Source organism: Paracoccus spongiarum (genome assembly GCF_030732095.1).
Classification (GTDB): Bacteria; Pseudomonadota; Alphaproteobacteria; order Rhodobacterales; family Rhodobacteraceae; genus Paracoccus; species Paracoccus spongiarum.
Genome location: NZ_JAVAMQ010000016.1, coordinates 46242 through 70482, shown reverse-complemented (window position 1 = coordinate 70482; position 24241 = coordinate 46242). Strand labels below are relative to the sequence as shown.

At 65.3% G+C, this 24241-nt stretch carries 25 protein-coding genes; 22 read left to right on the top strand and 3 right to left on the bottom strand.

Translation table 11 applies throughout. The annotated features are described in order from the left end of the window. Positions 1-243 precede the first annotated feature (243 nt). Together Q5Y72_RS15315 and Q5Y72_RS15310 are read left to right on the top strand one after the other, a co-directional pair. Complete coding sequence (locus Q5Y72_RS15315; RefSeq protein ID WP_305964292.1) at positions 244-1539, top strand: site-specific DNA-methyltransferase; 1296 nt, start codon at positions 244-246, stop codon at positions 1537-1539. A gap of 84 nt (positions 1540-1623) precedes the next feature. Then, the gene (locus Q5Y72_RS15310; protein WP_305964291.1) at positions 1624-2652 is read left to right on the top strand and encodes a hypothetical protein; all 1029 of its coding nucleotides are present in this window, start codon (positions 1624-1626) and stop codon (positions 2650-2652) included. An 18-nt stretch (positions 2653-2670) separates the two neighbouring features. On the opposite strand, the gene Q5Y72_RS15305 is transcribed toward Q5Y72_RS15310, so the two are convergent. Next, on the bottom strand, positions 2671-3195 hold the full coding sequence (locus Q5Y72_RS15305) for a DUF3489 domain-containing protein (RefSeq protein ID WP_305964290.1): 525 nt from the start codon (positions 3193-3195) through the stop codon (positions 2671-2673). 97 nt (positions 3196-3292) lie between these two features. Continuing rightward, a complete protein-coding gene (locus tag Q5Y72_RS19950; RefSeq protein ID WP_371930843.1) occupies positions 3293-3646 on the bottom strand; it encodes a hypothetical protein in 354 nt (117 codons plus the stop codon). Here Q5Y72_RS19950 and Q5Y72_RS15295 point away from each other — a divergent pair. From Q5Y72_RS15295 to Q5Y72_RS15255, 9 genes are all read left to right on the top strand, one after another. Beyond that, positions 3645-4238: a hypothetical protein gene (locus Q5Y72_RS15295; protein WP_305964289.1), complete on the top strand. Its 594-nt coding sequence runs from the start codon at positions 3645-3647 to the stop codon at positions 4236-4238. The two genes, Q5Y72_RS19950 and Q5Y72_RS15295, sit on opposite strands and share 2 nt — an antisense overlap. Continuing rightward, the gene (locus tag Q5Y72_RS15290; protein WP_305964288.1) at positions 4186-6234 is read left to right on the top strand and encodes a phage terminase large subunit family protein; all 2049 of its coding nucleotides are present in this window, start codon (positions 4186-4188) and stop codon (positions 6232-6234) included. Before Q5Y72_RS15295 ends, Q5Y72_RS15290 begins: the two co-directional genes overlap by 53 nt. A gap of 3 nt (positions 6235-6237) precedes the next feature. Next, positions 6238-6450 carry a phage head-tail joining protein gene (locus Q5Y72_RS15285; protein WP_305964287.1) on the top strand — a complete coding sequence of 71 codons (213 nt, stop codon included), beginning with the start codon at positions 6238-6240 and terminating at the stop codon, positions 6448-6450. Positions 6451-6453: 3 nt separating this feature from the next. Continuing rightward, positions 6454-7956 carry a phage portal protein gene (locus Q5Y72_RS15280; RefSeq protein ID WP_305964286.1) on the top strand — a complete coding sequence of 501 codons (1503 nt, stop codon included), beginning with the start codon at positions 6454-6456 and terminating at the stop codon, positions 7954-7956. After that, positions 7956-9320: a S49 family peptidase gene (locus Q5Y72_RS15275; protein WP_305964285.1), complete on the top strand. Its 1365-nt coding sequence runs from the start codon at positions 7956-7958 to the stop codon at positions 9318-9320. Before Q5Y72_RS15280 ends, Q5Y72_RS15275 begins: the two co-directional genes overlap by 1 nt. Positions 9321-9346: 26 nt before the next feature. Then, positions 9347-9727 carry a head decoration protein gene (locus Q5Y72_RS15270; protein ID WP_305964284.1) on the top strand — a complete coding sequence of 127 codons (381 nt, stop codon included), beginning with the start codon at positions 9347-9349 and terminating at the stop codon, positions 9725-9727. Between the two features lie 65 nt (positions 9728-9792). Then, positions 9793-10815: a major capsid protein gene (locus tag Q5Y72_RS15265; RefSeq protein WP_305964283.1), complete on the top strand. Its 1023-nt coding sequence runs from the start codon at positions 9793-9795 to the stop codon at positions 10813-10815. Positions 10816-10826: 11 nt separating this feature from the next. Continuing rightward, positions 10827-11141 (top strand): head-tail joining protein, encoded by a 315-nt coding sequence (locus Q5Y72_RS15260; protein ID WP_305964282.1) that lies wholly within the window; start codon positions 10827-10829, stop codon positions 11139-11141. Further along, entirely contained in the window at positions 11138-11767 is a 630-nt protein-coding gene (locus tag Q5Y72_RS15255; RefSeq protein ID WP_305964281.1) for a DUF6441 family protein, read from the top strand. The genes Q5Y72_RS15260 and Q5Y72_RS15255 overlap by 4 nt, the downstream gene beginning before the upstream one ends. Here the strand turns inward: Q5Y72_RS15255 and Q5Y72_RS15250 are convergent. Continuing rightward, positions 11762-12508 (bottom strand): hypothetical protein, encoded by a 747-nt coding sequence (locus tag Q5Y72_RS15250; protein ID WP_305964280.1) that lies wholly within the window; start codon positions 12506-12508, stop codon positions 11762-11764. The genes Q5Y72_RS15255 and Q5Y72_RS15250 overlap by 6 nt on opposite strands. Before the next feature lie 87 nt (positions 12509-12595). Between Q5Y72_RS15250 and Q5Y72_RS15245 the strand changes: the two genes are divergently transcribed. From Q5Y72_RS15245 to Q5Y72_RS15195, 11 genes are read left to right on the top strand one after another with little or no spacing between them, the layout of a single operon-like run. Then, on the top strand, positions 12596-13015 hold the full coding sequence (locus tag Q5Y72_RS15245) for an acyl-CoA transferase (protein ID WP_305964279.1): 420 nt from the start codon (positions 12596-12598) through the stop codon (positions 13013-13015). Positions 13016-13040: 25 nt separating this feature from the next. Beyond that, on the top strand, positions 13041-13979 hold the full coding sequence (locus tag Q5Y72_RS15240) for a phage tail tube protein (protein WP_305964278.1): 939 nt from the start codon (positions 13041-13043) through the stop codon (positions 13977-13979). Beyond that, on the top strand, positions 13979-14428 hold the full coding sequence (locus Q5Y72_RS15235) for a phage-derived protein YdaY family protein (RefSeq protein WP_305964277.1): 450 nt from the start codon (positions 13979-13981) through the stop codon (positions 14426-14428). Before Q5Y72_RS15240 ends, Q5Y72_RS15235 begins: the two co-directional genes overlap by 1 nt. A gap of 56 nt (positions 14429-14484) precedes the next feature. Next, on the top strand, positions 14485-14634 hold the full coding sequence (locus Q5Y72_RS15230) for a DUF7697 family protein (protein ID WP_305964276.1): 150 nt from the start codon (positions 14485-14487) through the stop codon (positions 14632-14634). Between the two features lies 1 nt (position 14635). Next, positions 14636-16813 (top strand): phage tail tape measure C-terminal domain-containing protein, encoded by a 2178-nt coding sequence (locus tag Q5Y72_RS15225; protein ID WP_305964275.1) that lies wholly within the window; start codon positions 14636-14638, stop codon positions 16811-16813. A 28-nt stretch (positions 16814-16841) separates the two neighbouring features. Then, a complete protein-coding gene (locus tag Q5Y72_RS15220; RefSeq protein WP_305964274.1) occupies positions 16842-17465 on the top strand; it encodes a DUF2460 domain-containing protein in 624 nt (207 codons plus the stop codon). Next, positions 17462-18346, top strand: a complete 885-nt coding sequence (locus Q5Y72_RS15215; RefSeq protein ID WP_305964273.1) for a phage/gene transfer agent baseplate hub protein — start codon at positions 17462-17464, stop codon at positions 18344-18346. The genes Q5Y72_RS15220 and Q5Y72_RS15215 overlap by 4 nt, the downstream gene beginning before the upstream one ends. Next, on the top strand, positions 18343-18789 hold the full coding sequence (locus tag Q5Y72_RS15210) for an NlpC/P60 family protein (RefSeq protein WP_305964272.1): 447 nt from the start codon (positions 18343-18345) through the stop codon (positions 18787-18789). Before Q5Y72_RS15215 ends, Q5Y72_RS15210 begins: the two co-directional genes overlap by 4 nt. A gap of 12 nt (positions 18790-18801) precedes the next feature. Next, positions 18802-22803 carry a baseplate multidomain protein megatron gene (locus Q5Y72_RS15205; protein ID WP_305964271.1) on the top strand — a complete coding sequence of 1334 codons (4002 nt, stop codon included), beginning with the start codon at positions 18802-18804 and terminating at the stop codon, positions 22801-22803. Positions 22804-22823: 20 nt separating this feature from the next. Further along, positions 22824-23900, top strand: a complete 1077-nt coding sequence (locus tag Q5Y72_RS15200; RefSeq protein ID WP_305964270.1) for a DUF2793 domain-containing protein — start codon at positions 22824-22826, stop codon at positions 23898-23900. Continuing rightward, positions 23897-24184, top strand: a complete 288-nt coding sequence (locus Q5Y72_RS15195; protein WP_305964269.1) for a DUF6127 family protein — start codon at positions 23897-23899, stop codon at positions 24182-24184. Before Q5Y72_RS15200 ends, Q5Y72_RS15195 begins: the two co-directional genes overlap by 4 nt. Positions 24185-24241 lie beyond the last annotated feature (57 nt).

The following is a 24241-nucleotide window of genomic DNA, read 5'->3' as shown; positions in this document are numbered from 1 at the left end:
GGAAGTTTGCCAGCGTCAGGCGATTTCACCGGGGAATCCAGGCGGAATCCACCTGAGCCACCAGCGCGCTATTTCGACCAATAAAACAAGCCTTTGAGCATCCCGCAGGGGTGGATTCCTGCTGGATTCCGTGTGGATTCCGAGGATCCACTTCGCGGAAGCCAGGGCCAGGATCCAGCGAGGCGGAAGCCACCGGGATCCACCCGCTGAGAAGCCACCAAAACCACAGGACGACCCTGCCCCATGGACCTCACCTTCGCGCCGCGCCAGATCGAGTTCTGGCCGATCGAGCGGCTGCGCCCCTATGCCCGGAACGCCAAGATGCACGGGCCCGATCAGGTCGCCCGCATCGCCGCCAGCATGGCGCGTTTCGGCTGGACCGTGCCCTGCATGGTCGGCGACGATGGCGAGCTGATCGCCGGTCACGGAAGGGTGCTGGCGGCGACGGAACTGGGGCTCGCAGAGGTGCCGGTAATCCGCCTCGGCCATCTCGACGAGGCGGAGCGCCGCGCCTATCGGATTGCCGACAACAAGCTGACGGAACTCGGCGACTGGGACGAGACGCTGTTGCGCGATGAGGTCGCCGGATTATTGGCCGATGATTTCGACCTGTCGCTTCTGGGCTTTGCCGAGGACGAGCTGGAAGCCCTGCTGCAGGATCCGGACCTCGACGAGGGTGGCGCCGCCGAGGGCGAGGACGAAGTGCCCGAAACGCCCGCCGATCCGGTCTCTGTGCCGGGCGACCTCTGGCGGCTTGGACCGCACCGGCTGATCTGCGGCGACAGCACCAGCGCTGATGTCGTGGCAAAATTGCTCGGCGATGTCCGACCGCTGCTGATGGTCACCGACCCGCCCTATGGGGTGGAATATGACCCATCATGGCGCAATGCCACGGGCGCATCGGCGACCAAACGCACCGGCAAGGTGCTGAACGACGACCGGGCCGACTGGCGCGAGGCCTGGGCGCTGTTTCCGGGCGACGTCGCCTATGTCTGGCATGGCGCGTTGCACGCGACGACCGTCGCCGACAGCCTGATCGCGGCGGGTTTTGATATCCGGTCCCAGATCATCTGGGCCAAGGACCGGCTGGTTCTCAGCCGGGGCGATTACCACTGGCAGCACGAGCCTTGCTGGTATGCGGTGAAGAAGCGCGGCAAGGGCCATTGGGCCGGGGATCGCAAGCAGACCACACTCTGGCAGATCGCGAACAAGGATCAGGATGCGGAGACCGTCCACGGCACGCAGAAGCCGGTCGAATGCATGCGCCGCCCGATCCTGAACAATTCAAGCCCCGGACAGGCGATCTACGAACCCTTCATGGGTTCCGGCACCACGCTGATCGCGGCCGAGACTACGGGCCGGGTCTGCTACGGGATCGAGTTGAACCCCGCCTATGTCGATGTCGCCATCGCGCGATGGCAGAACCTGACCGGCCAGACGGCGGTGCTGGACGGCACCGAGCAGACCTTCGCCGATCTGACAACCTCCAGACGCGGAGACCACGGCCGCACAGATCCACAAAGGCTGGCATCTTGCTGACGTGTCTGAAAAGTCACAGAGGTTTTCAGATCTTTCGCTGTCTTATAACAGTTGCGGCGTGCCCGACCGATTAGGAGTTTTTTTGTGAAGGTCTACATCGCAAATTTTGGTCGAGAGAACTATGAATGGCCCGAGTGCAAGCGACGCGGCAGCGTTGCGACAATGAATGCGGTCGACGCACAGGCTTATTGGGAGGCCGGCGATCGCGAGGGATACATTGGCTCGCGAATTTCCACAGATCGGACAGCGGCGGGCCTTGTACCGACCCGGCCGGTGGCCTCACGTTGGTTCAACCTGATGACGATCATCTCGAAAACCGATGGCGATCTTTGGATTCATCGTGCCGGCGAGCGACTTTGGTGGACGATCTCAACCGACCAGCCTCCAGAGTTCGTCCGCAAGACGGAGCCCATTACGCGCGGTCGCGAGGTGGTGGTCTGCCATAAGCCCTGCCGGCCTTGGTCGGATGTTACAAAAAGCGGTGTCGCCTTGATGTGGAAGTCTCTTCACCCCAAGGCCCGAGATTTTCTCTCGACGGAATCCACGCTTCAGCAGCTATCTCCAGACTACGCCGAATACACCATTTCGCTTATCGAGGGTCGGGATCTGTCGCCCTGGCATAGATTGCCGCTTTGGATCCAAAAAAATGATCGGTCGGGATCGAAGTATTCCGAGGTGAGATTGGCTGACGAGGTTCGTCGCGTCGCATATCGTGAAACCATTGACATCTTGGAATGCGGCGAGATTCCCGCAGGGATCTACAGGATGGTGGCAACCGCGCTGAAAACAGCGCAGGCGTCGAACGGCCAGCAGGTGCTTAGGAAGCTGAAGAACAAGGAGGTCCGATGTTCGCCGAAGCAGCTTGAGGATCATATCGTAGAACTCTTTGAAAGACAGGAAGGTATCTGCGAGCTGAGCGGGCTGCCCTTCGATCTGGATGAGAAAGATGGCGACAAGGCCTTTTTTCTTTCGCTCGACCGCATCGACAGTGCTGGTCACTACGAGATCGGCAATCTGCAGCTCGTCTGCCGATTCATAAATCGTTGGAAGGGCGCCGACGACAATGAGGAATTCCAACGGCTAATGGCACGACTGCGCGGCCCGGAAGCTTAGCAGACAAGATTAGGCGCGTTAATCCAGCTTATAGACCCGGCCCCTTTCGGCGAGTTTCTCGGAGGTCACGGTCAGGCCCAGCTTCTTCTTCAGCGACCCGGAAATGGCGCCCCTGATGCTATGGTGCTGCCATCCCGTCGCCTCGGCGATCTCTGCAATGGTTGCGCCCTCCGGCGCCTGCAGCATGGCGATCAGCTGGGCCTGTTTCGTGCCGGGGCGCTGGACGGCGGCAACGGCCTCGGGTTTCGCGTCCCGCAGACCCGCCATGGTCCTGACCACCACCGGATCGATGCCGATGGCGTCCAGCCCGGCCTCGGTCGCGATCAGCGTGGTGCCATGTCCATCGCCGGTCTCATGCCAGAGCGGCTCGCCGCGCCGGAGATTGGCGTCGACCTCTTCGATCCAGCCGAGCTTGATCATCCGGCCGATGGCCATCTTCGCCGCCGCGCCATGCAGTCCCTCCGGCAGCGGAAGGGCGAGGTTGCCCGGCCGGGCGCTGGCGCGGGTGAGGATCAGGGACTGCGTCCCGGTGAGTATCGTCATGGCTGGCTCCGTGTATAGCCGCCGCAGGCTGCGGTCGGCTTCTACGGAGCCGGGCCCCGCATCGCGCGGGGCGAAGCACTTGGCACATGCCAGCCCGTCAGGCCGCGTGTTCGCCCTCGCCAAAGGCGAAGTCGCTGATCTGCTTCAGAAGATGGGCCTGATATTCGAGGCTGCCGAGGTCGGCCCAGTTCAACCGTTCGGGATCTGCGCCGAAATGGTCCTCGCTGAAGGCCTGTAGCCGGGCCAGCATGGCGTCGATTTCCGCTTTCTTCGCGATGAAGGCAGCGAGGGCGGCGTCATTGTTGCGGGTGGTTTGGCGGGTCATCTCGGCCTCCGGTGCTGCGTTTCGTTGATGCAGCATCGCTCCGACGCACTCTGAAGTGTAGAGAATTCGGAGCAATAACAGTGCTTTCTGATGCACATCACCATCATCTTCGGACAGGTCTGCCATGCAGGGCATGAGCGAACGGGCCTATGCGGCCCATGCCGGGCTCTCGCGCGGGGCGATCCAGAAGGCGCGGAAGAGCGGTCGGCTGGTCCTCTTCGCCGACGGCTCCATCGATGCGGCGGCGTCCGATGCTCGGCGCGCGGCGACCACCGACCCGGATCAGCAGAACCGGTCCAAGGCTGGCACGGCGCGGCAGTCGGCGATGCCGGAAAGGACGACCCGCTCCGCCGACAACCTCGCCGCCCCATCGATCTCCGGCCCGGGCGACAGCTCCTCCTATCTGAAGGCCCGGACGGCGCTGACGGTCTATCAGGCACAGGAACGCCAGATCGCCATTCAGAAGAAGAAGGGCGTCCTGATCGATCGGGCGCGCGCCGAGACGCTGGTCTTCCGCCTCGCGCGGCAGGAGCGCGATGCCTGGGTCACATGGCCCGCCCGCGTCGCCGCGATCATGGCGGCGGAGCTTTCGGCCGAGATGGAAAAGACCACCGGGGAAGCGATCAGCATCGGCACCGGGGTGCTGCAGAGGGTGCTGGAAGCCCATGTCCGAGACCAGCTTGCCGCCCTCGCCGATCTCAAGGTTTCTCTTGAATGATGATGACGGGACCGATGACCACAGCCCCGATCTGAGCTTCGACGGCGCCGAGGACATGTTGCGCGCCTGGTCGCGCGGCATCCGGCCCGATCCGGATCTGACGGTCTCGGAATGGGCCGACAGGCATCGCTGGCTGTCGTCACGTGCCGCCGCCGAGCCCGGGCGCTATCGCACGGCGCGGACGCCCTATCTGCGCGAGATCATGGATGCGCTCTCGCCCGGCCATCCGGCGCAGCGGATCAGCTTCATGAAAGCCGCGCAAGTGGGTGCGACGGAAGCGGGCAACAACTGGATCGGCTTCGTGATCCATCACGCGCCGGGGCCGATGCTGGCGGTGCTGCCGACGGTCGAGATGGCCAAGCGCGCCTCGCGCGGGCGGCTTGATCCGCTGATTTCTGATTCGCCTGCGCTCAGGGAACGGGTCAGCCCGGCCCGGTCGCGCGATGCCGGGAATTCGATGCTCTCAAAAGAGTTTCCGGGCGGCATTCTGGTCCTGACCGGGGCCAACAGCGCGACCGGTCTGCGGTCGATGCCTGCGCGCTATCTGTTTCTGGACGAGATCGACGCCTATCCGCCCTCGGCGGACGAGGAAGGCGATCCGGTGACGCTGGCCGAGGCGCGCAGTACGACCTTCGCGCATCGCCGAAAGGTGTTTTTGGTCTCGACACCAACCATCCGGGGCCTCAGCCGGATCGAGCAGGAATTCGAAGCCTCGGACCAGCGGCGCTATTTCGTGCCCTGCCCGCATTGCGGGGCGATGCAATGGCTGGAATTCGAACGGCTGCGCTGGGAGAAGGGCCGACCCGAGACCGCCGCCTATGCCTGCAATGCCTGCGATACCCTGATCTCCGAGCATCACAAGACCGCCATGCTGGAGGCGGGCGAATGGCGGGCAACCACAACCAGCGCCGATCCGCATCATGTCGGCTATCACTTGTCCGCCCTTTATTCGCCCATCGGCTGGAAGAGCTGGGAGCAGATCGCCCGGGAATGGCTGGCCGCGCAGGGCAATGACGAGATGCTGCGCGCCGCGCGGAACACGCTTCTGGGCGAGACCTGGGTCGAACGCGGCGAGGCGCCGGAATGGCAGCGGCTGGCGGATCGGCGCGAAGTCTTCCCGGCGCAGATCCCCGAGGGCGGTCTGTTCCTGACGGCCGGGGCCGATATCCAGAAGGACCGGATCGAGGTCGATATCTGGACCTGGGGGCGCGGGCTGCAAAGCTGGCTGGTCGATCACATCGTCATCCCCGGCGGGCCGGACAGCCCGGCGGCATGGGCGGAACTGACCAGGCTGCTAAGCCGGACATGGCAGCATGCGTATGGCGCGGTGATGCCCATTGCCAAACTGGCCATCGATACCGGCTATGAGGCAGCGGCGGTCTATGCCTGGGCGCGGGCGCAGGGGTTTGAACAGGTCGTGCCGGTCAAGGGTCTGGAAGGCTTCAACCGGGCCACGCCGGTCTCCGGGCCGACCTTCGTCGATGCGACCGTGGGCGGCAAGAGGTTGCGGCGCGGCGCCCGGCTCTGGTCGGTGGCGACAGCCACCTTCAAGATCGAGACCTATCGCTTCCTGCGGCTGGAACGGTCTGAGGATGAACAACCCGATCCGCCGGGCATGATCCACCTGCCGGACTGGGCGGACAGCGAATGGCTGAAGCAGCTGGTGGCCGAGCAGCTGGTCACGGTCCGCAACAAGCGCGGCTATGCCCGGCAGGAATGGCAGAAGCTGCGCGAGCGGAACGAGGCGCTCGACACCCGGGTCTATGCCCGCGCCGCCGCCTGGATCATGGGGGCCGACCGCTGGGACGAGCGCATGTGGCGGCAGCTGGAAGACCAGGCCGGAGTGGTGACGGCGGTTCCGGATGTCGGCGGCGCCAGTGCCAATACCGCAGGTGAACAAGCACCGACCCCTGACCCTCCTGCCCGTCAGGCGGGCGCCCCGCCCACAACACCACGCCGCAAGCGGCAAACCTACACACCGCGTTTCATGAGGTGAGAGATGGAAATCGACCGGATGCGGGCGCTGCTTTCGGCGCTGCAGGAGGCCCGGTACAGCGGGCTTCGTTCTGTCAGCTATGACGGCAAGACCCTGACCTATGGCTCCGATGCAGAACTGGCCAATGCCATCGCCGATCTGGAGTCGCGCATTGCCCGTGCCGCTGGCACCGCGCGCCGTCGGCGCTGGGGCACCGTCGCGACGAAGGGGCTCTGATCCATGGCATTTGACGGCATCCGCCAGCGCATTGGCGCGATCATTGGCGGGTTCGATGCGGCGCAGTCCCATCGTCGCCTGCGCGGCTTCCGGGCATCCCGCGCCCATGTGAACACACTGATCTCCGGGGCGGGCGAGACCATCACCGCGCGGGCCCGCTGGCTGGCGCGGAACAATGGCTATGCCAGCGGCGCGGTCGAGGCCTTCGCGAGCAATGTCGTCGGCGATGGCATCAAGCCATCCTCGTCCATCGCCAATGCCACGCAGAAGGAAGCGCTCCAAAAACTCTGGCTTGCATGGACCGACGAGGCCGATGCCGAAGGTCTGACCGATTTCTACGGGCTTCAGCGTCGCGCCGCCCGCGAGTTGTTTCTGGCAGGCGAGGTGTTTCTGCGCCTGCGTCCTCGCCGCCCCGAGGACGGGCACTCAGTGCCGCTGCAGCTGCAGATGCTGCCCTCGGAGATGCTGCCGATGGATCTGAACCGGGAACTGCCCGGCGGCGGGACCATCCGTCAGGGCATCGAATTCGACCGGATCGGGCGGCGCGTGGCCTATCACCTGCTGCACCGTCATCCGGGCGACATGACCGATCCGGGGCTGGTCGGCGAGACGGTGCGCGTTCCCGCATCGGAAATCGTCCATGTGCTGGACCCGGTCGAGGCGGGCCAACTGCGCGGCGTCTCCCGCTTCGCACCTGCCATCGTGAAACTCTTCACGCTCGATCTCTATGACGATGCCGAGCTGGAGCGAAAGAAGACGGCGGCGATGTTCGCGATGTTCATCACCTCGCCCGCGCCGGAAACGCCGCTGGAACCGGCGGAAGAGGATCTGGAGGTCGAGCCCGGTCAGGTGGTCCGTCTTGACCCGGGCGAGGATGTCTCGACCCCGGCCACACCAGACTCGGGCTCCACCTATGAGCCGTTTCAATACCGGACGCTCCTGCAGATCGCGGCGGCACTGGGCATCCCCTACCCCTATCTGACCGGCGATGCCGCGCGCGGCAATTTCTCCAATACCCGCGTGGCGCTGCTCGATTTCCGGCGCCGGGTCTCGGCGATCCAGCACAGCGTCATCATCCATCAGCTCTGCCGACCCGTCTGGCAGCGCTGGATGGATCTGGCGGCACTGTCGGGTGCGGTCGACCTGCCCGGCTATGAGCGCGACCGACGCAGCTTTCAGGCGGTCAGCTGGCTGCCGACGCGCTGGGACTGGGTCGATCCGATGAAGGACGCCTCGGCCGAGATCCTGCAGATCGAGGCGGGCCTCAAGTCCCGCAGCCAGGCCATCTCCGAGCGCGGCTATGACTCCGAGCAGGTCGACCGCGAGATCGCCGCGGAACGCAAACGCGAGGCCGCGCTGGGCCTAGATTTCCGCCGCCCGGGATCGCCCGCACAGGGGCCGAAGGGCGAGGCAGCTGAAGATGGCAGCGACGCCAGCAACGACAAGGACGATGATCAAGACCGTGTCGCCGACCCGGACCACGACTATGCCAAGGAGGACCGCTGATGCATCATGCGCAGATCGCCCAGCGCGCCTTCGACACCCCGCTGATGATCGCCCCCGCCAAGGCGCTGGCCTTTCTCTCCGGTCTCGGTCCCCGAATTACCGGGCAGGAGATCAGGTTTGACGGGGCGACGCACGCCGAAGCGGAACTGATCGCCGCGCGGCAAAGCGCCCGCGCCTCGCTGATCGGCGGCGACCTCGCCCAGCGCCATGGCGGCGATGGCGATGCGCCCTTCCCGGTGATCGACGGCGTGGCGGTCATCGCCATTTCCGGAACGCTGGTCCATCGCGGCGCCTGGATCGGGCAGAGCTCCGGGCTGACCTCCTATGAGGGGCTTGCCGCACAGATTGACGCCGCCCTCAGCGATCCCGCCATTCGCGGCATCGCGCTGGAGATTGATAGTTTTGGCGGCGAGGTGGCCGGGGCCTTCGATCTCGCCGACCGCATCCGCGCGGCGCGGGATACAAAGCCGGTGCATGCCTTTCTCGCCGAACATGCTCTCTCGGCAGGCTACGCGCTGGCCTCTCAGGCGGATCACATCACCCTGCCCCGCACCGGGGCCGCCGGAAGCATCGGTGTCATCACCATGCATACCGACATGTCGGGAATGCTGGCCCAGAAGGGCGTCGCGGTGACACTGATCCATGCCGGAGCCCAAAAGGCCGACGGCAACCCCTATGCCGCGCTGCCCGAAGGCGTCCGCGACCGGCTCCAATCCGAGCTGGAGGATCTGCGAATCCTCTTCGCCGGAACCGTCGCCGCCGGGCGCGGTGCCAGGATGACCAGAGACGCGGCGCTGGCAACCGAAGCGGCAGTTTTTCGCGGCGCTGCGGCCGTCGAGGCCGGTCTCGCCGATGCCGTCGCCGATCCCCGAGCCGCGTTTCGCGCCTTTACCGACAGTCTCGGCCGCCCGGCAATGCCGGTCGCTCGCACGCCGCAGCGCCAAGCCCTTTCACCACCCTACCCCCAGCAGGAGATGATCATGAGCGATCAGACAGATACCGATGCCCGGACGCCAGAGCAGCAAGACCCGCAAGCCGCCACGCAGGATCAACCGGGCGCGCCGATGGCGGAACCGCCCTGCGCCAAAGCGCCTGTGGCCCCGAGCGATGCCGATGCCATCCGTGCCGAAGCCGCCGAAGTGGCGTCCATCTGTGCGCAGGCGGCAAAGCTGGGTGTCACCCTGGATGCGGCTGACGCGGTGCGGCGCGGCGTGAGCCCCGACGCGCTGCGCGGCCAGATCCTCGACAGCCTCGCGGCCAAAAGCGAGGCCAGCGGCATTCTGGCCAGCGCCCCCGCGCCGACGAACAAGCCGAGCCCGCTCGTCACTGCCGTCCGCAAATCCGCCGACAGCGCACAGCGCTGATCGCCTGACACATTCCGGAGACCAAGATGCCTGTCCTGACCCAGCCGCCCTCCATGGGCGATGCGCTCAAATATGAACTGAACCCGAACTATAGCCGCGAGACCGTGACGCTCGCCGAAGGATTGCAATATCCGGCAGGCGCGGTTCTGGGCCGTATCACCACCAGCGGCCAGCACACCTTTGCCAGCCATGGCGGCAGCGATGGCGCCGAAGTGGCAGTCGGTATTCTGCTCTATCCGGTCGATAGCCGGCTGGCGGAAGCGACCGGCATCCTGCTCGCGCGTGGCCCGGCCATCCTGTCGCGTGCCGCCCTTTTCTACGATGGCAGCGTCGATGACGCCGCCAAGATCGCCGCCAAGCACGCGGAACTGACCGCGCTGGGCATCGTCATCCGCGACAGCGCCTGACAGGCGGCTGCGGCTGCAGCAGCGGCTGCTTTCTTACTTATCCTTCTTCCCGACAAGGTTTCCCCATGACCATCATCCGCAATCCCTTCGATGCCGGCGGCTACTCGCTGGCCGAGATGACGCAGGCCATCAATATCCTGCCGAACCTCTATACCCGCCTCGGCGAACTGGGCCTCTTCCGCTTCGAGGGGGTCAGCCAGCGCAGCGTCATCATCGAACAGATCGAAGGCGTGCTGAACCTGCTGCCCTCGGTGCCGCTGGGCGGTCCGGCCACGGTCGGCTCCCGCGAGGGCCGCGCCATGCGCAGTTTCGCCCTGCCCTGGATCCCGCATGACGATGTGATCCTGCCCACCGATATTCAGGGCGTTCCGGCCATCGGTGCAGGCGACGAGTCCGACCCGCTGGTCGCGGTGATGACCCGCAAGCTGACCCTGATGCGCCGCAAACATGCCCAGACACGCGAATATATGGAGATGAATGCGCTCCGCGGCATCGTGAAGGATGGGGCCGGGACCACGCTCTACAATTACTTCACCGAATTCGGCATCGCGCAGATTTCGGTCGACTTCGTTCTCGGAACGGCAGGCACGAACATCCAGGGCAAGGTCCGCGAGGTGCTGCGCGCCGTCGAGGACAATCTCCTGGGCGAAAGCATGTCGGGCGTCCATGCCCTGGTCAGCCGCGAATTCTTCGACAAGCTGATCTCGCACCCCAAAACCGAAGAAGCCTATAAATTCTATGCCGCGACCGGCGCCCAGCCGCTCAGGCAGGATGTGCGGCGCAACTTCCCCTTCGCCGGAATTCTGTTCGAGGAATATGCGGGGACCGTCACCCTCTCCACGAAGGCATCAGAACGGCTGGTCCCGGCCAACGAGGGCATCGCCTTCCCGACCGGCACCATGGACACGTTCACGACCTATGGCGGTCCGGCGAACCTGCTGGAAACCGCCAATACCATCGGCCTGCCGCTCTATGCCCGCCAGCATCTCGATCCAAAGGGCCGCTGGATCGACCTGATGACCGAGGCCTCGATCCTGCCGGTCAACAAGCGGCCCCGGCTGGCGATCCGGCTCCACAGCTCGAACTGACCGGCATCGCCATGAATGCCTTCGCTACCGCGATGGATCGCATCTTTGGCCATCCAGACATGTCGGTATCTGCTGTCTGGATCGCGGGTGGCACATCGGAGGAACGCCCGATCCGTCTGATCCGCCACGCGCCGGACCGGATCACCGAATTCGGATCGGCGCGCATCCTGTCGGAAACCTTCTCCGCCGATATCAGGGTCAGCGACCTCCCCGCCCCCCGGCCCGGCGATCTGATCGTTATCGGTGCCGACAGTTTTTCCGTCGAGGGCGAGCCGATCCGTGACCGCGACCGGCTGATCTGGACCGTGGAACTGGTGCCTGCATGAGACTGAAGCTCGACATCGATCCCGATCTGGTCGCCATGATGCAGGCCGAGATCGAGGCAGGCGAAAAGGCCGTGACCGGTGCCATGCGCGAAGCGGGCAAGGACCTCAAGACTGCATGGCGCGGGCAGATCACCGGGGCCGGGCTGGGACGACGGCTGGCGAATTCGATCCGCAATGCCACCTATCCGAAAACTGGCGACAGCCTGAACGCCACCGCGCTGGTCTGGTCCAAGGCGCCGGTGATCATCGGCGCCCACAACGCCGGGCCGCTGATCCGATCCAGGGACGGGTTCTGGCTGGCCATCCCTACGGAAGCCGCCGGAAAATCCTTGCGCGGCGGGCGGATCACGCCGGGCGAATGGGAAAGACGGACCGGGCTGCGCTTGCGCTTCGTCTATCGCAGGCGCGGGCCCAGTCTGCTGGTTGCCGAGGGGCGACTCAACACGAAAGGCCGCGCGGTGGCGTCACGGTCCAAGACCGGGCGCGGACGGGCCACGGTGCCGATCTTTCTGCTGGTGCCGCAGGTCAGGCTGCCGAAGCGGTTGGATCTGGCAAGGGAGGCGGAACGGGCGGCGGACGGGGTGCCGGGGAAGATCGTGGGGAAGTGGGTGGAGAGGCGTCTATGACTTCGGGCCCGCCACCAATTTCTTGTCTTTCCAAAGTCGGAAACTCGTGCTGCCTGGTACGCTAGAGCGGGCATGTTTGAATGCAACTTTCGAGGTCTCACCCTCCAAGAGGTGGTAAGCAAGAAAGGTCTGTACGAACTGCGAAGCTATAGCTCCGTGAACACTATGAAACGGACCAATGAACCTTTCACACGATGCGTGCGCCGACGCGGCACCTCCAAACGCCTTGTAGCCAGTTTCACAGCACAGGCTTATGAACGTCTTTGGGGATATACCGGCAACATCAAAGGCGTCTATGAAATCGTCGGTTTCGATCCACCCACCATTAGCGAATTTGATGTTCGCCTCGCTGCCGTGACCGACCAAGATGACGTGCGAGTAAGCTGCATGAGCGCGGCGCCACAGAACCTCTATCTCACTCAGGGAACGAACTTTGAAAGTATGAATAAAGTCGTCCGATACAAGTAATCTGCAGAATTGCAGAATGGATTTGCTCAATGGATCAAGGAGCGTCGTTTCCGTCTCAAGATCACCGATGTTCAGCAGAAGGATTCCGATGTTTCGATGGCAAAGGCTGCTTGCAATCAATTCGGTTTCACCGCCGCCTACGTCGATCCTGACGCTCCTTGCTACGATTTCCAGAACTTCCTTCTCTACAAAAGACGAGGGCGACTGGATATTCGCTCTGAGCTTGGAAACAGGCACGAATACCCGCTCACCTATTTGTAAATTGTTGGCCATTCGGACCCCGACGCTTATTGGCTCAGCCACTTTCATAACAACCCCGAACAACAGCAAGCCCAAGATGCAATCGGGAGCGACTTCGATTTGCCCACACCCCGCGAAACCATCCTCACCGCGCTGCACGCGCGTCTCTCAACGCTACCCGCCACCGCTCTGCGCGGCGACGTCCTGCCCGAACGCGTCCCGCCTGACGGCTTGTTGATCCTGCGCGACGGCGAACCGGGCGAACCCGAAGTCACTCTTTCGCCGCCCGCCTACCACTATCAGCACCGCGCCGAGGTCGAGGCGGTCGTTCAGGGCGCCGACCGTGACGCCGCCTTCGACGCCCTCTGCGCTAGCATTGGAACGGCAATCGCCGCCGACCGGACGCTGGGCGGGATTTGCGACTGGGTCGAGGCAGAGGCGCCGCGCCCTGTCGATCTGCCCGTCGAGGGCGCGGCCAGCCTGAAGGTGGCGATCATTCCGGTCATCCTGCATTACACCACCGCCGACCCGCTCGGCTGACCCACGCAAAATCGAGGAGAACACGATGGCACGAGCCCAGGGGGCGCGGGCGCAGATGGCGCTGGCGTTCGAGACCGTCTATGGCACGCCGCCTGTTGGCGGCTTTACGAAGATGCCCTTCGCCAGCACGACGCTCGGGGCGGAACAGCCGCTGCTGAACTCCGAACTTCTGGGCTATGGCCGCGATCCGCTCGCGCCGATCAAGGACGCGGTGACCGCCGATGGCGATGTCGTCCTGCCCATCGATGCGGAAGCGTTTGGCTTCTGGCTGAATGCAGCATTCGGGGATCCGGTCACTACCGGCACCGGGCCATGGACGCATGAGTTCCAGTCCGGTGCCTGGACGCTGCCCAGCCTCTCCATCGAGACCGGCATGCCAGAGGTGCCGCGCTATGCGATCTATTCGGGTTGCGTGCTGGATCAGTTGACCTGGCAGATGCAGCGCTCCGGCCTGCTGACCGCGACCGCGCGGCTGGTCGCGCAGGGCGAAACGGTCGGCACCGTCAGCAATGCCGGAACACCCGCCCCCATCGATCTGAAGCGCTTCGGCCATTTCAACGGGTCGATCACCCGCAATGGTGCGGCGCTGGGCAATGTCGTCTCGGCCCAGATCAGCTATGCCAACAATCTCGACCGGATCGAGACCATCCGCGCCGATGGGCGCATCGATGGCGCCGATCCGTCGATTGCCGCCCTGACCGGCTCCATCGAAGTGCGGTTCGCCGACAGCGCGCTGGTGACGCAGGCCATGGACGGCGAGGCCTGCGCACTGGAATTCTCCTACGCCCTGCCCTCAGGCGAGAGCTTCACCTTCACCGTGCATGCCGTCTATCTGCCCCGCCCCCGGATCGAGATCTCCGGGCCGCAGGGCGTGCAGGCCACCTTCGACTGGCAGGCCGCGCGCGACAGCGCGCTGGGCCGCATGTGCACCGCCACCCTGATCAACGACCGCGAGGAATACTGATGCTGACACTCGACCTGACCAACGAACCGCGCTGGCACGATCTGGCGCCCGGCGTCCGGGTACGGCTGCGCCCGCTGACCACCGCGCTGATGGTCGCAACGCGCAGCGATCCGGATGTCGAGGCCGTTCCGGATGGCACCAGCGATGAGGAACGGGCATTGATCTTCGCCAAGGCGCTGGCCCGCCGCGCTGTGCTGGATTGGGAAGGCGTCGGTGATGCCGAAGGGAACGTCATCGACCCGAGCCCGGAAGCCATAGATGCGCTCCTGGATATCTGGCCGATCTTCGAGGCGTTCCAGCTGGTCTATGTTTCCAAAGGCCTGCTGCTGGAACAGGAAAAAAACGTCTCCGCGCCCTCGCCGATTGGTCCTTCGGCGGGGGCGACAGCTACTGCGCGGCCTGCGAAGGGACGTGCCCGGACTGCCCGGGCCGCGCAAACCAGCCGCTGACATTCGAAGGCTGGCAGGTCTGGGATCTGGTCGGGCGGCTCGGCGGTCAGCTGCGGGTGCTGCCGGGCGCGGTGATCGGCTGGGATCTGAACGCCGCTCTGGGACTGGCAGCGGCGCTGGGCATCCCGGCGACGGCCGCTGCCGAACTCCTGCCCATCATCGAAGCGGTGATGGTCCGGAAGATGAACGAACAGATGGAAAGATGACATGGCAGAGAAACGCGTCAGCGTCCGCCTTGCGGCGGTGGGCGGGCGACAGGTGCGCGCCGAGCTGGAAGGTGTCGGCGAGGCCGGATCGCGCGGTTTCGGGCGACTGTCGCGTGAGATGGAGGCTGCAAATGCCCGCATGGCCGGCTTCACCCGCAAAGTCGGTGTGGCGGCAGCCGCTGCGGTCGCCGCTGCCACGGCTGCCGGTATCGCCATGGTCCGGTCGGGTCTCCAGACCGTGGATGCGCAGGCAAAGCTCGCCCAATCGCTCGGCACCACGGTTGCCTCGATCCAGACGCTGGAACGCGCAGGCGAACTCGCCGGTGTGTCGATGTCCGGCATCGAACAGGCGACCAAGGATCTGACCCGGCGGCTGAGCCAGGCGGCGGCGGGCAGCGGTCCGGCGGCGGATGCGCTGGAACGGCTGGGACTGACGGCGAGCGAGTTGCTGGCCCTGCCGCTGGATCAGCGCGTCGGCGCGATCAATGCCGCCATTGCCGAGTTCGTACCGCTCGCGCAACGTGCAGCCGTCGCGGGCCAGCTCTTCGGCGAGGAAGGGTCCATCGCGATGTCGCGCATCGACACCGCCACCTTGCGCCAGGCAACCGAGGATGTCCGCGCCTTCGGTGTGGTGGTCTCCGAACAGGGTGCCGACCGGATCGAGCGCACGAATGACGCCATCTCGCGGCTGGGGCTGGTCTGGCGCGGGCTATCGAACCAGCTGGCCGTGGCTGCCGCACCTGCGCTGGAAGCCGTGGCCGATGCCATGGCGGCGCTGGCCAGCCGCACCGGGCCGCTGGGGATGGCGATCAGCGGGCTTTTCGACCAGATCGGCAGGCTGTCCACCTATGCCGCCAGTTTCGCCGGTTTCATGGCCGGGCGCTGGGTCGCGGGTCTGGCAGCAGCCGCTATTTCCGTTCGCGGTCTCGCCACCGCGCTGGTCGTGCTACGAGGCGCGCTGATCCGAACCGGCATCGGTGCGCTAATCGTCGGGGGGGGGGTCTATCAGTTCACGAAGCTGGTGAAAGGCGCGGGCGGATTCGGCAATGCCATGGCCCTTATGGGCGATGTGGCCAAGGCGGTCTGGGAGGGCATCAAGACCACAGCCCTATCCTTCGCAGACGATTTCCGGGCCATGCAATCGGAGATCGAGGCGATCTGGACCCGGCTCATGGCTTTTCTTGCGGGGAAATGGGCGGATTTTCTCGGGATGATCGCGCCGACTTTCAACAAGGTGGCCGAAGAGATCGGTTCTGACACCCGCATCGATGTGTTCGAGGCGCTGGGCCGGGCCTCGATGCTGGAGCATTCGGCCAGCAATTCGGCGCATATGGCCGGCCGCTATCGCGACCGGGCCAGTTCCAGCCGGGCCTCGGCCTTCGATGGCGTCGGCCCGGCCATGGAGGCACTGCGCGCGGCGATGTCGGGCGGCGAGGATGACGCCGGTAACGCGGCGCTGGAGGTGGCGACCGAAGCTGCCGGGCGCTACGAGGATGTGCTCGGCGATGTCGAAACAGCCGCCACCGGCGCGGGATCAGCCGCGAAGGAGGCCGGGGCTGCGGGCAAGGCGGCAGCAGAAGAAGCCAAACCCGCCACCGAGGCGACGGCCACCGGCTGGAAGGCGGTCTCCGAGGCGCTGTCGGACTATGCGAAGAAGGCCAAAGACATCGGTGCCGATATCGGCCAGGCGCTGGTCGGGGCATTCCAGAGCGCCGAGAACGCGGTCGGCGAATTCGTGAAGACCGGCAAGCTCGATTTCCGCGATCTCGTCACCTCGCTCCTGGCCGATCTGTCGAAACTCGCCGCGCGACGTTTCCTGCTCGGGCCCATCGCAGGTGCCCTTTCCGGCGCGCTGGGCGGCGCAGGCGGAATCTTCGCCAGCATCATGCATACGGGCGGATTGGTTGGTGCCACTGGTGCTGGCCGCATGTTTCCGGCGCTGACGTTTGCCGGCGCACCACGCATGCATAGCGGCGGCATGGTCGGCCTGCGGCACGACGAGGTGCCCGCGATCCTTCAGCGCGGCGAGCGTGTGCTGTCACGCCGCGAAGCGCAGGATTACGGCAAGGGCGTCACCGTCAACATCCATGCCCGCGACGCCGAAAGCTTCCGGCAATCCCGCACCCAGATCGCCGCCGATATCGCCCGCGCTGTGTCACTGGGACGGCGCGGCCTCTGACACACCTCTCACGAAAGGAACGCGCAAGATGGCATTTCACGAGGTCCGGTTTCCGGACAATATCAGCCGCGGCGCGCGCGGCGGGCCTGAGCGGCGCACCCAGATCGTCGAGCTTGCCTCGGGCGACGAGGAGCGCAATGCCAGCTGGGCCAATTCGCGCCGCCGCTATGACGTCAGCTATGGCATCCGCCGCGCCGACGATTTGGCGGTGGTCGTGGCCTTTTTCGAGGCGCGGAACGGCCGGCTTTATGGTTTTCGCTTCAAGGACTGGGCCGATCACAAATCCTGCCTGTCATCACGAATCCCCTCGCCCTCGGATCAGCAGATCGGCACCGGCGATGGCACGACAGGGTTTCAACTGGTCAAACGCTATGCCTCGGGCGGACAAAGCTGGGTGCGGGCCATCACCAAGCCGGTCGCGGGCACCGTCCAGATCGCCCTGAACGGCGTCGCACAAGGCTCGGGCTGGTCGGTCGACCACAAGACCGGCCTCGTCAGTTTCGACACTGCGCCCACCACCGGCGTCGCCATCACGGCCGGGTTCGAATTCGACGTGCCAGTGCGTTTCGACAGCGACGTGCTGGACGTGACGCTGGATATCGAGCGGCTGGGCTCCATCACCTCCATTCCTCTTCTGGAGATCCGGCGATGAAGAATATCCCGCCCGCGCTACAGACCCATCTCGACAGCGCCACCACGACGCTGGCTTGGTGCTGGCGCATCACCCGCACCGATGGTGTCGCTTTCGGCTTCACCGATCACGACCGGGTGCTGGCCTTCAACGGCACCGAGTTCGAACCGGAAAGCGGGTTGACCGCCAGCGAGATCCGCACCGGTGCCGATCTCTCGGTCGATGCTCAGGACGCGGCAGGCGCGCTGCGCTCGGACCGGATTGCTGAGGCCGATATTCTCGACGGGCGCTGGGACAATGCCGAAGTGGAGCTCTGGCGGGTCAACTGGCAGGCACCCGGCCAGCGCATTCTGATGCGGCGCGGCGCCATCGGTCAGATCCGGCGCGGGCGCCATGCCTTCGTGGCCGAGATCCGCTCGATGTCGCATATTCTGGGCCAGACCGTCGGTCGGACCTTTCAGGCCAGTTGCGACGCCGCGCTGGGCGATGCCCGCTGCGGTGTCGATCTGGAGGATCCGGCCTTTCGCGGCACTGGCATCGTGATCGACGGGTTGCGCGACCGGGCTTTCACTGCCTCCGGCCTCGGTGGCTTTGCACCCGGCTGGTTCCGCTTTGGCACGCTCACATGGACATCCGGTCGCAATGCCGGACGCCGGGCCGAAGTGCTGGCCCATGATCGCAGCGATGACATTGCCGTCCTGACGCTTCTGGAAGCTCCGATCCGCCCAATCGGCACGGGCAATGATTTCACCATCCATGCGGGCTGCGACAAGCGCATCGCCACCTGCGGCCAGAAGTTCGGGAATGTGGTCAATTTCCGGGGCTTTCCACACATCCCCGGCCAAGACACTATTCTGCGCTATGCCTCATCGGACGGTGGTCATGATGGCGGTGTGCTGTGACCCGGCCGCAAAGCGCCGCCGATCCGGACCGCATCATCGCCGCCGCACGGGGCTGGCTCGGCACGCCCTATCACGATCAGGCCAGCCTCAAGGGCGTCGGCTGCGACTGCCTCGGGCTGGCACGTGGCGTCTGGCGCGAGGTCGTGGGCGACGAACCATTCCCGATCCCGCCCTATAGCCGCGACTGGGGCGAAACGGGTTGCACCGAGGTTTTGGCAGACGGCGCACGGCGAATGATGATCGAACTGCCGGTCGCGGGCGCCGGACCGGGCGCGCTGATCCTGTTCCGTATGCGAACGGGCGCCATCGCCAAACACGTCGGCATTCTGACCGCGCCGGACCGCTTCATCCATGCCTATGAGCGGCTGGGCGTGATCGAAGAACCCCTGACCTCCGCCTGGCGCCGCCGCATCGCTTTCGCCTTCCTCTTCCCCAGCATCTGAGACTTTTTCGCTATGGCAACATTGGTATTGGCCTCGGTTGGCGCCACGATTGGCGGCGGCTTCGGGGGCGCGATCCTCGGATTTTCCGGTGCTGCCATCGGCGGCATGATCGGCTCCACCATAGGCGCGGCCGTGGACAGCTGGATCGTCTCGTCTCTCGCCCCAGCCCAGCGCATCGAAGGCGCAAGGCTCGACAATCTGCGCATTACAGCCTCGACCGAGGGCGCAGTCATTCCGCGCATCTTCGGCCGCATGCGCATGGGCGGCAATATTTTCTGGGCCACGGATTTTCGCGAGGAGACTAAGACCAGCCGTCAGGGCGGCGGCAAGGGTGGCGGACCGAAGGTCGAGGCCACGGAATATCTCTATTATGCATCCTTCGCGGTCGCATTGTGTGAAGGCGAGATCACCGGCATCGGCCGCATCTGGGCCGACGGCAAGCCACTCGACACCTCGGGGCTTACCTGGCGCTGGTATCCGGGTTCCGAAACGCAGCAGCCGGACCCCTTCATCGCCGTGACCATGGGCGTGGACCAAACACCTGCCTTTCGCGGCACGGCCTATGTCGTCTTCGAGGATCTGCCGCTGAGTGATTACGGCAACCGGCTGCCGCAGCTGTCTTTCGAGGTGTTCCGGCCGCTGGCCGATCCGGACACCGCCGAGGGGCTGACCCGTGCTGTGACCCTGATCCCGGCCTCGGGCGAGTTCACCTATGCCACCGAGCCGGTGCGCAAGGGCGGGCGTGGCGAGACCACGGCCGAGAACCTGAACGCCACGCCCGGCAGTCCCGACATGATCGTGGCCTTGGATCGGCTGCAGGCCATGGCGCCGAAGGTGGAAAGCGTCAGTCTGGTGGTAGCCTGGTTCGGCAATGACCTGCGCTGTGGGCATTGCACCATCCGGCCGGGTGTCGAGGTGGTCGAGAAGGCAAGCAGCCCCAAGACATGGTCTGTGAATGGCGTCAGCCGCGATCAGGCGCATCTGGTCAGCCGTGATGGTCGCCAGCCGAATGCCACCGGTTCGAATGAGGCTGGCGACGAGCGTCCCGTCTATGGCGGCACGCCAGCGGATTTCGCGGTGGTGCAGGCGATCCGGGAAATGAAGGCACGCGGGCTGCGCGTCACTTTCTATCCCTTCATCCTCATGGATGTGCCGCCGGGTAATGTGTTGCCGGATCCCTATTCTGACCATGCCGCCGGGATGGGCCAGCCCGCCTTTCCATGGCGCGGGCGGATCACCTGCTCGCCTGCTGCGGGTCAGGCGGGCAGCGTCGACAAGACGGCGACTGCCGGGGATCAGGTTGGCGCCTTCTTCGGCAGCGCCAGTGTGGGCGATTTCACCGTCACGGGCGACGAGGTCCGCTGGACCGGCAATCCGTCCGACCACGGGCTACGGCGCATGGCGCTGCATTATGCCCATCTCTGCGCGGCGGCAGGCGGGGTCGATGCCTTTCTGATCGGCTCGGAGATGCGCGGGCTGACCACGATCCGTGCGGGCGCGAATGCCTATCCGGCCGTCGCGGCCCTCCGCGCACTGGCCGCCGATGTCCGGGCCATTCTCGGGCCCACGACAAAGATCAGCTATGCCGCCGACTGGTCGGAATATTTCGGGCATCAGCCAGGCGACGGCAGCGGGGATGTCTTCTTCCACCTCGATCCGCTCTGGGCGGACGAAAGCATCGATTTCATCGGCATTGACAATTACCTGCCTCTGTCCGACTGGCGCGACGGATTCGATCATCTGGACGCGCAAGCCGGCTGGCCCGCGATCCATCACCGCACCTATCTGCAATCCAACATCGCGGGCGGCGAGGGCTATGACTGGTTCTATGCCACGGAGGCCGACCGCGCGGCACAGGTCCGAACCCCGATCACCGACGGTGCGCAAAGCAAGCCCTGGGTCTTCCGACCCAAAGATATTTTGGGCTGGTGGTCGAACCGGCATTTCGACCGGCCCAGCGGCGTCGAGGCCGCCGCACCGACGGCATGGCTGCCGGAATCAAAACCGATCCGCTTCACCGAGCTAGGCTGCCCGGCTATCGACCGCGGCACCAACCAGCCGAATGTCTTTTACGACCCCAAATCCTCTGAAAGCTTCGTGCCATATTTCTCGCGCGGATGGAGGGATGACGCCATCCAGCGCGCCTATCTGGAGGCGACATATCTCCATTGGGGAAAACCGGCGAACAATCCGGTCTCGACCGTCACCGGCCAGCGCATGGTCGATGTCGGCGAATGCGCCGCATGGACCTGGGATGCCCGGCCCTATCCGTTCTTTCCGGCGCTCAGCGATGTCTGGACCGACGGCGCCAACTGGCGGCTGGGGCATTGGCTGACCGGGCGGCTGGGCGCGGTGTCACTCGCGGCCCTCATCCGTCATATCTGCCTGCGCGCCGAGTTGCCGGAAGCCCGCATCGACGTCTCCGGGCTCTGGGGCGCCGCCGAGGGCTATGCCATCACCGCGCTGGAAAGCCCGCGCGCTTCGATCACCATGCTGGCGCGACATTTCGGGTTTGACGCGGTCGAGAGCGAAGGCCTGATCCGCTTTGTCATGCGCGGCCGGGCGCCGGTCTCCACCATCAGACATGACGATCTGGTCGCGGGTAATGCGGATGGCGAGGCGTTTGAGTTGACCCGGGCGCAGGAGACGGAACTGCCGCAGGCGCTGAAGTGGCAGGTGGCACGGGCCGATGAGGATTACGATGCCGCGCTGGTCGAAGCGTCGCGGATCACGGTCGACACAAGCCGCATCGCCTCCGAGAGCTTTCCGATGGCGGTGCCGCCCGAAGAGGCCGAACGCCGCTGCCGCCGCGCATTGCAGGAAGCATGGGCGGGCCGAGAAAGCGCCGCGTTCCGCCTGCCGCCCTCGAAACTAGCGCTGGATCCGGCCGATGTCATCGCGCTGGATCGCGACGGGCGCCAGCAGCAATTCCGCCTGACCGCCATTGCCGACGCGCAAGCGCGGGGCATCGAGGCGGTGCGGCAGGACCGCGAGGCCTATGATCTGCCACCCGGTGCCGAACGCCCCGCCACCCTGCCCCGCGCCGTCACATTCGGACCACCCGAAGTCGTCATTCTCGACCTGCCGCAGCTGCGCGACGATATCCCGGCGCATCAGCCACTTATCGCGGCGACGGCAAAGCCATGGCCCGGCGCACTGGCGGTCTATCGCAGCCCCGGCACAGACGGGTTCGAGCTGGTGACGACGGTGCGCCGTCGCGCCAATCTTGGCCGTCTGGCATCGAAGCTCTGGCCCGGTCCCACGTCGCGGTTTGATCTGGGCAATGTCCTGATCCTCGATCTCGCCAGCGGCCAGTTGGACAGTGTCAGCGATCTGGCGCTGTTCAGTGGGGCGAATGCAATGGCGGTTGAGACGGCACCGGGCCGCTGGGAGATCGTACAGGCGGGCCATGCCGAGCTGATTGCACCCGGACGATACCGCCTGACCCGGCTGCTGCGCGGCCAGCGCGGCACCGAACAGGCCATGGGCCATCCCAGCCCAGCCGGGGCGCGGGTGGTGATGCTGAACGAGGCCCTGACCCCGCTGCCGATCCTGGAAGCCGATCTCGGCATCCCGTTCAACTGGCGCATCGGTCCCGCCCGCTATCCGGGCAGCAGCGACACCTTCACGGCCATCAGTTTCACGCCCGAAGGCGCTGGGCTGCGGCCGTTCTTGCCGGTCCATATCGACCAGCCATGGCGGCACCCGCATGTGCCGGGCGATCTGCCAATCCGTTGGACACGCCGGTCCCGCAGCCTCGTCGCCGATAGCTGGCAGGGGATGGAGGTGCCACTGGGCGAGGAACTGGAACGCTATGAGGTCCGGATCATGGACGGCGCGGTCGTGAAGCGGACCCTGACCAGCGACAAATCCTCGGTCACCTACACCGCCGCCCAGCAGGTCACCGATTGGGGCGCCGAACTGGCGCCGGGCGACAGTGTGAGGCTCCGCATCTGCCAGCTTTCGGCCCGTATCGGGCGCGGCACCGCACGCATGACTACCCTCTATCTCTGATCCTGAAGAAAGACATCCGCATGTCCGACAGTACGACCAACCTGCTGCTGCCATATCTGATGGCGGCGCAGGCCCAGAAACATATCACCCATAACGAGGCCCTGCGTCTGCTGGACGGGCTGGTGCAGCTTTCGGTGACGAGCCGGGGCTTGACCGCGCCGCCATCAAGCCCCGCCGATGGTGATCGCTATATCGTCGCCTCAGGCGCGACCGGCGGCTGGGCGGGCTGGGATTTGAACGTCGCCCTCTGGACCGATGGCTTCTGGCTGCGCCTGTCGCCGCGCGAGGGCTGGCGGGCATGGGTCGAGGATGAGGCCGCGCTGCTGGTCCGGAACGGCACGGGGTGGAAAACGGTCATTCCGACCGCCCTCGACGATCTGACCCGGCTCGGCATCGGCATGGCGGCGAGCGCCGATTCGCCCTTTTCGGCAAAGCTGAACAACGCCCTCTGGACCGCGCTCTATGCGGCGGACGGCGGCAGCGGCGATCTGACCCAGACGCTGAACCGGGAAACAGGGACCGACGATGCCGGACTGATCCTGCAGACCGGGTTTTCCACACGGGCCCTGATCGGCATGTTCGGATCGGACCAGCTGCGCATTGCCGTCTCGCCCGACGGGTCGAGCTTCCGCGATGCGCTGGGCGTCGATCCGTCAACGGGCATCGTGGACCAGCCGAACCTGCCGCGCTTCATGGCTTATACGAATTATGACAATTACGTCGCCACCGACAGCTGGACCACACTCGGAATCAATGTGGCCGAATACAATGACCAAGGCTGCTTCGATGCCGCGACCAACCGCTTCGTGGCGCCGGTCGCGGGCACATATCTCTTCGGCGCCTCTCTGCTCTACAAGATCAACGCCAATACCAGCGCCCGGATGCGCGGACGGCTGGTCCTGAACGGATCGACAGAGATCCGGGGCTCATTCGGCGAGATATCCGGCGCGCATGTCTCCGAAGCCACGGCCCTCTGGTTGCAAACCATGGCCAGCCTCAATGTGGGCGACACGGTCGCGCTGCAGGGCACATTCCGGGCGGCAGATGGGTATTTCGCCGCGGACCACACCACCTTCTGGGGAGCGAAGATCGGATGACACCCAAACGTCTCGATGACGTGCTGCAGATGAGCGAGAGCGAATTCGAAGAACTGCTGGCAAGGGCTGCGCAGGAAGGCGCGAGGCGTGCGCTGGCCGATGCCGGGCTGGACGGCAGGGAAGCCGCCCTCGACATCCGCGATCTGCGGGCGCTGCTGGAGGGCATCCGCCTGATGCGCCGCACCGCCGCCCAGACAATCATCCGCATGCTGACCGCAGGGCTGATCCTGACCCTGCTGGCCGGGATAGCGCTGAAGCTGAAACTCTTCGGCGAGGGCGGCTGACGCGCTGGGTGGCAATCACCGCCACCCGCACCACAACCCCATCACCCATGGCCCGCC

What these genes read in the sequence shown, in the direction of transcription:
- Q5Y72_RS15315 (WP_305964292.1), top strand. Translation starts at nt 244, where the DNA reads ATGGACCTCACCTTCGCGCCGCGCCAGATCGAGTTCTGGCCGATCGAG.
- Q5Y72_RS15305 (WP_305964290.1), bottom strand. Translation starts at nt 3,195, where the DNA reads ATGACGATACTCACCGGGACGCAGTCCCTGATCCTCACCCGCGCCAGC.
- Q5Y72_RS15295 (WP_305964289.1), top strand. Translation starts at nt 3,645, where the DNA reads ATGCAGGGCATGAGCGAACGGGCCTATGCGGCCCATGCCGGGCTCTCG.
- Q5Y72_RS19950 (WP_371930843.1), bottom strand. Translation starts at nt 3,646, where the DNA reads ATGGCAGACCTGTCCGAAGATGATGGTGATGTGCATCAGAAAGCACTG.
- Q5Y72_RS15290 (WP_305964288.1), top strand. Translation starts at nt 4,186, where the DNA reads ATGTCCGAGACCAGCTTGCCGCCCTCGCCGATCTCAAGGTTTCTCTTG.
- Q5Y72_RS15285 (WP_305964287.1), top strand. Translation starts at nt 6,238, where the DNA reads ATGGAAATCGACCGGATGCGGGCGCTGCTTTCGGCGCTGCAGGAGGCC.
- Q5Y72_RS15280 (WP_305964286.1), top strand. Translation starts at nt 6,454, where the DNA reads ATGGCATTTGACGGCATCCGCCAGCGCATTGGCGCGATCATTGGCGGG.
- Q5Y72_RS15275 (WP_305964285.1), top strand. Translation starts at nt 7,956, where the DNA reads ATGCATCATGCGCAGATCGCCCAGCGCGCCTTCGACACCCCGCTGATG.
- Q5Y72_RS15270 (WP_305964284.1), top strand. Translation starts at nt 9,347, where the DNA reads ATGCCTGTCCTGACCCAGCCGCCCTCCATGGGCGATGCGCTCAAATAT.
- Q5Y72_RS15265 (WP_305964283.1), top strand. Translation starts at nt 9,793, where the DNA reads ATGACCATCATCCGCAATCCCTTCGATGCCGGCGGCTACTCGCTGGCC.
- Q5Y72_RS15260 (WP_305964282.1), top strand. Translation starts at nt 10,827, where the DNA reads ATGAATGCCTTCGCTACCGCGATGGATCGCATCTTTGGCCATCCAGAC.
- Q5Y72_RS15255 (WP_305964281.1), top strand. Translation starts at nt 11,138, where the DNA reads ATGAGACTGAAGCTCGACATCGATCCCGATCTGGTCGCCATGATGCAG.
- Q5Y72_RS15250 (WP_305964280.1), bottom strand. Translation starts at nt 12,508, where the DNA reads ATGGCCAACAATTTACAAATAGGTGAGCGGGTATTCGTGCCTGTTTCC.
- Q5Y72_RS15240 (WP_305964278.1), top strand. Translation starts at nt 13,041, where the DNA reads ATGGCACGAGCCCAGGGGGCGCGGGCGCAGATGGCGCTGGCGTTCGAG.
- Q5Y72_RS15235 (WP_305964277.1), top strand. Translation starts at nt 13,979, where the DNA reads ATGCTGACACTCGACCTGACCAACGAACCGCGCTGGCACGATCTGGCG.
- Q5Y72_RS15225 (WP_305964275.1), top strand. Translation starts at nt 14,636, where the DNA reads ATGGCAGAGAAACGCGTCAGCGTCCGCCTTGCGGCGGTGGGCGGGCGA.
- Q5Y72_RS15220 (WP_305964274.1), top strand. Translation starts at nt 16,842, where the DNA reads ATGGCATTTCACGAGGTCCGGTTTCCGGACAATATCAGCCGCGGCGCG.
- Q5Y72_RS15215 (WP_305964273.1), top strand. Translation starts at nt 17,462, where the DNA reads ATGAAGAATATCCCGCCCGCGCTACAGACCCATCTCGACAGCGCCACC.
- Q5Y72_RS15205 (WP_305964271.1), top strand. Translation starts at nt 18,802, where the DNA reads ATGGCAACATTGGTATTGGCCTCGGTTGGCGCCACGATTGGCGGCGGC.
- Q5Y72_RS15200 (WP_305964270.1), top strand. Translation starts at nt 22,824, where the DNA reads ATGTCCGACAGTACGACCAACCTGCTGCTGCCATATCTGATGGCGGCG.
- Q5Y72_RS15195 (WP_305964269.1), top strand. Translation starts at nt 23,897, where the DNA reads ATGACACCCAAACGTCTCGATGACGTGCTGCAGATGAGCGAGAGCGAA.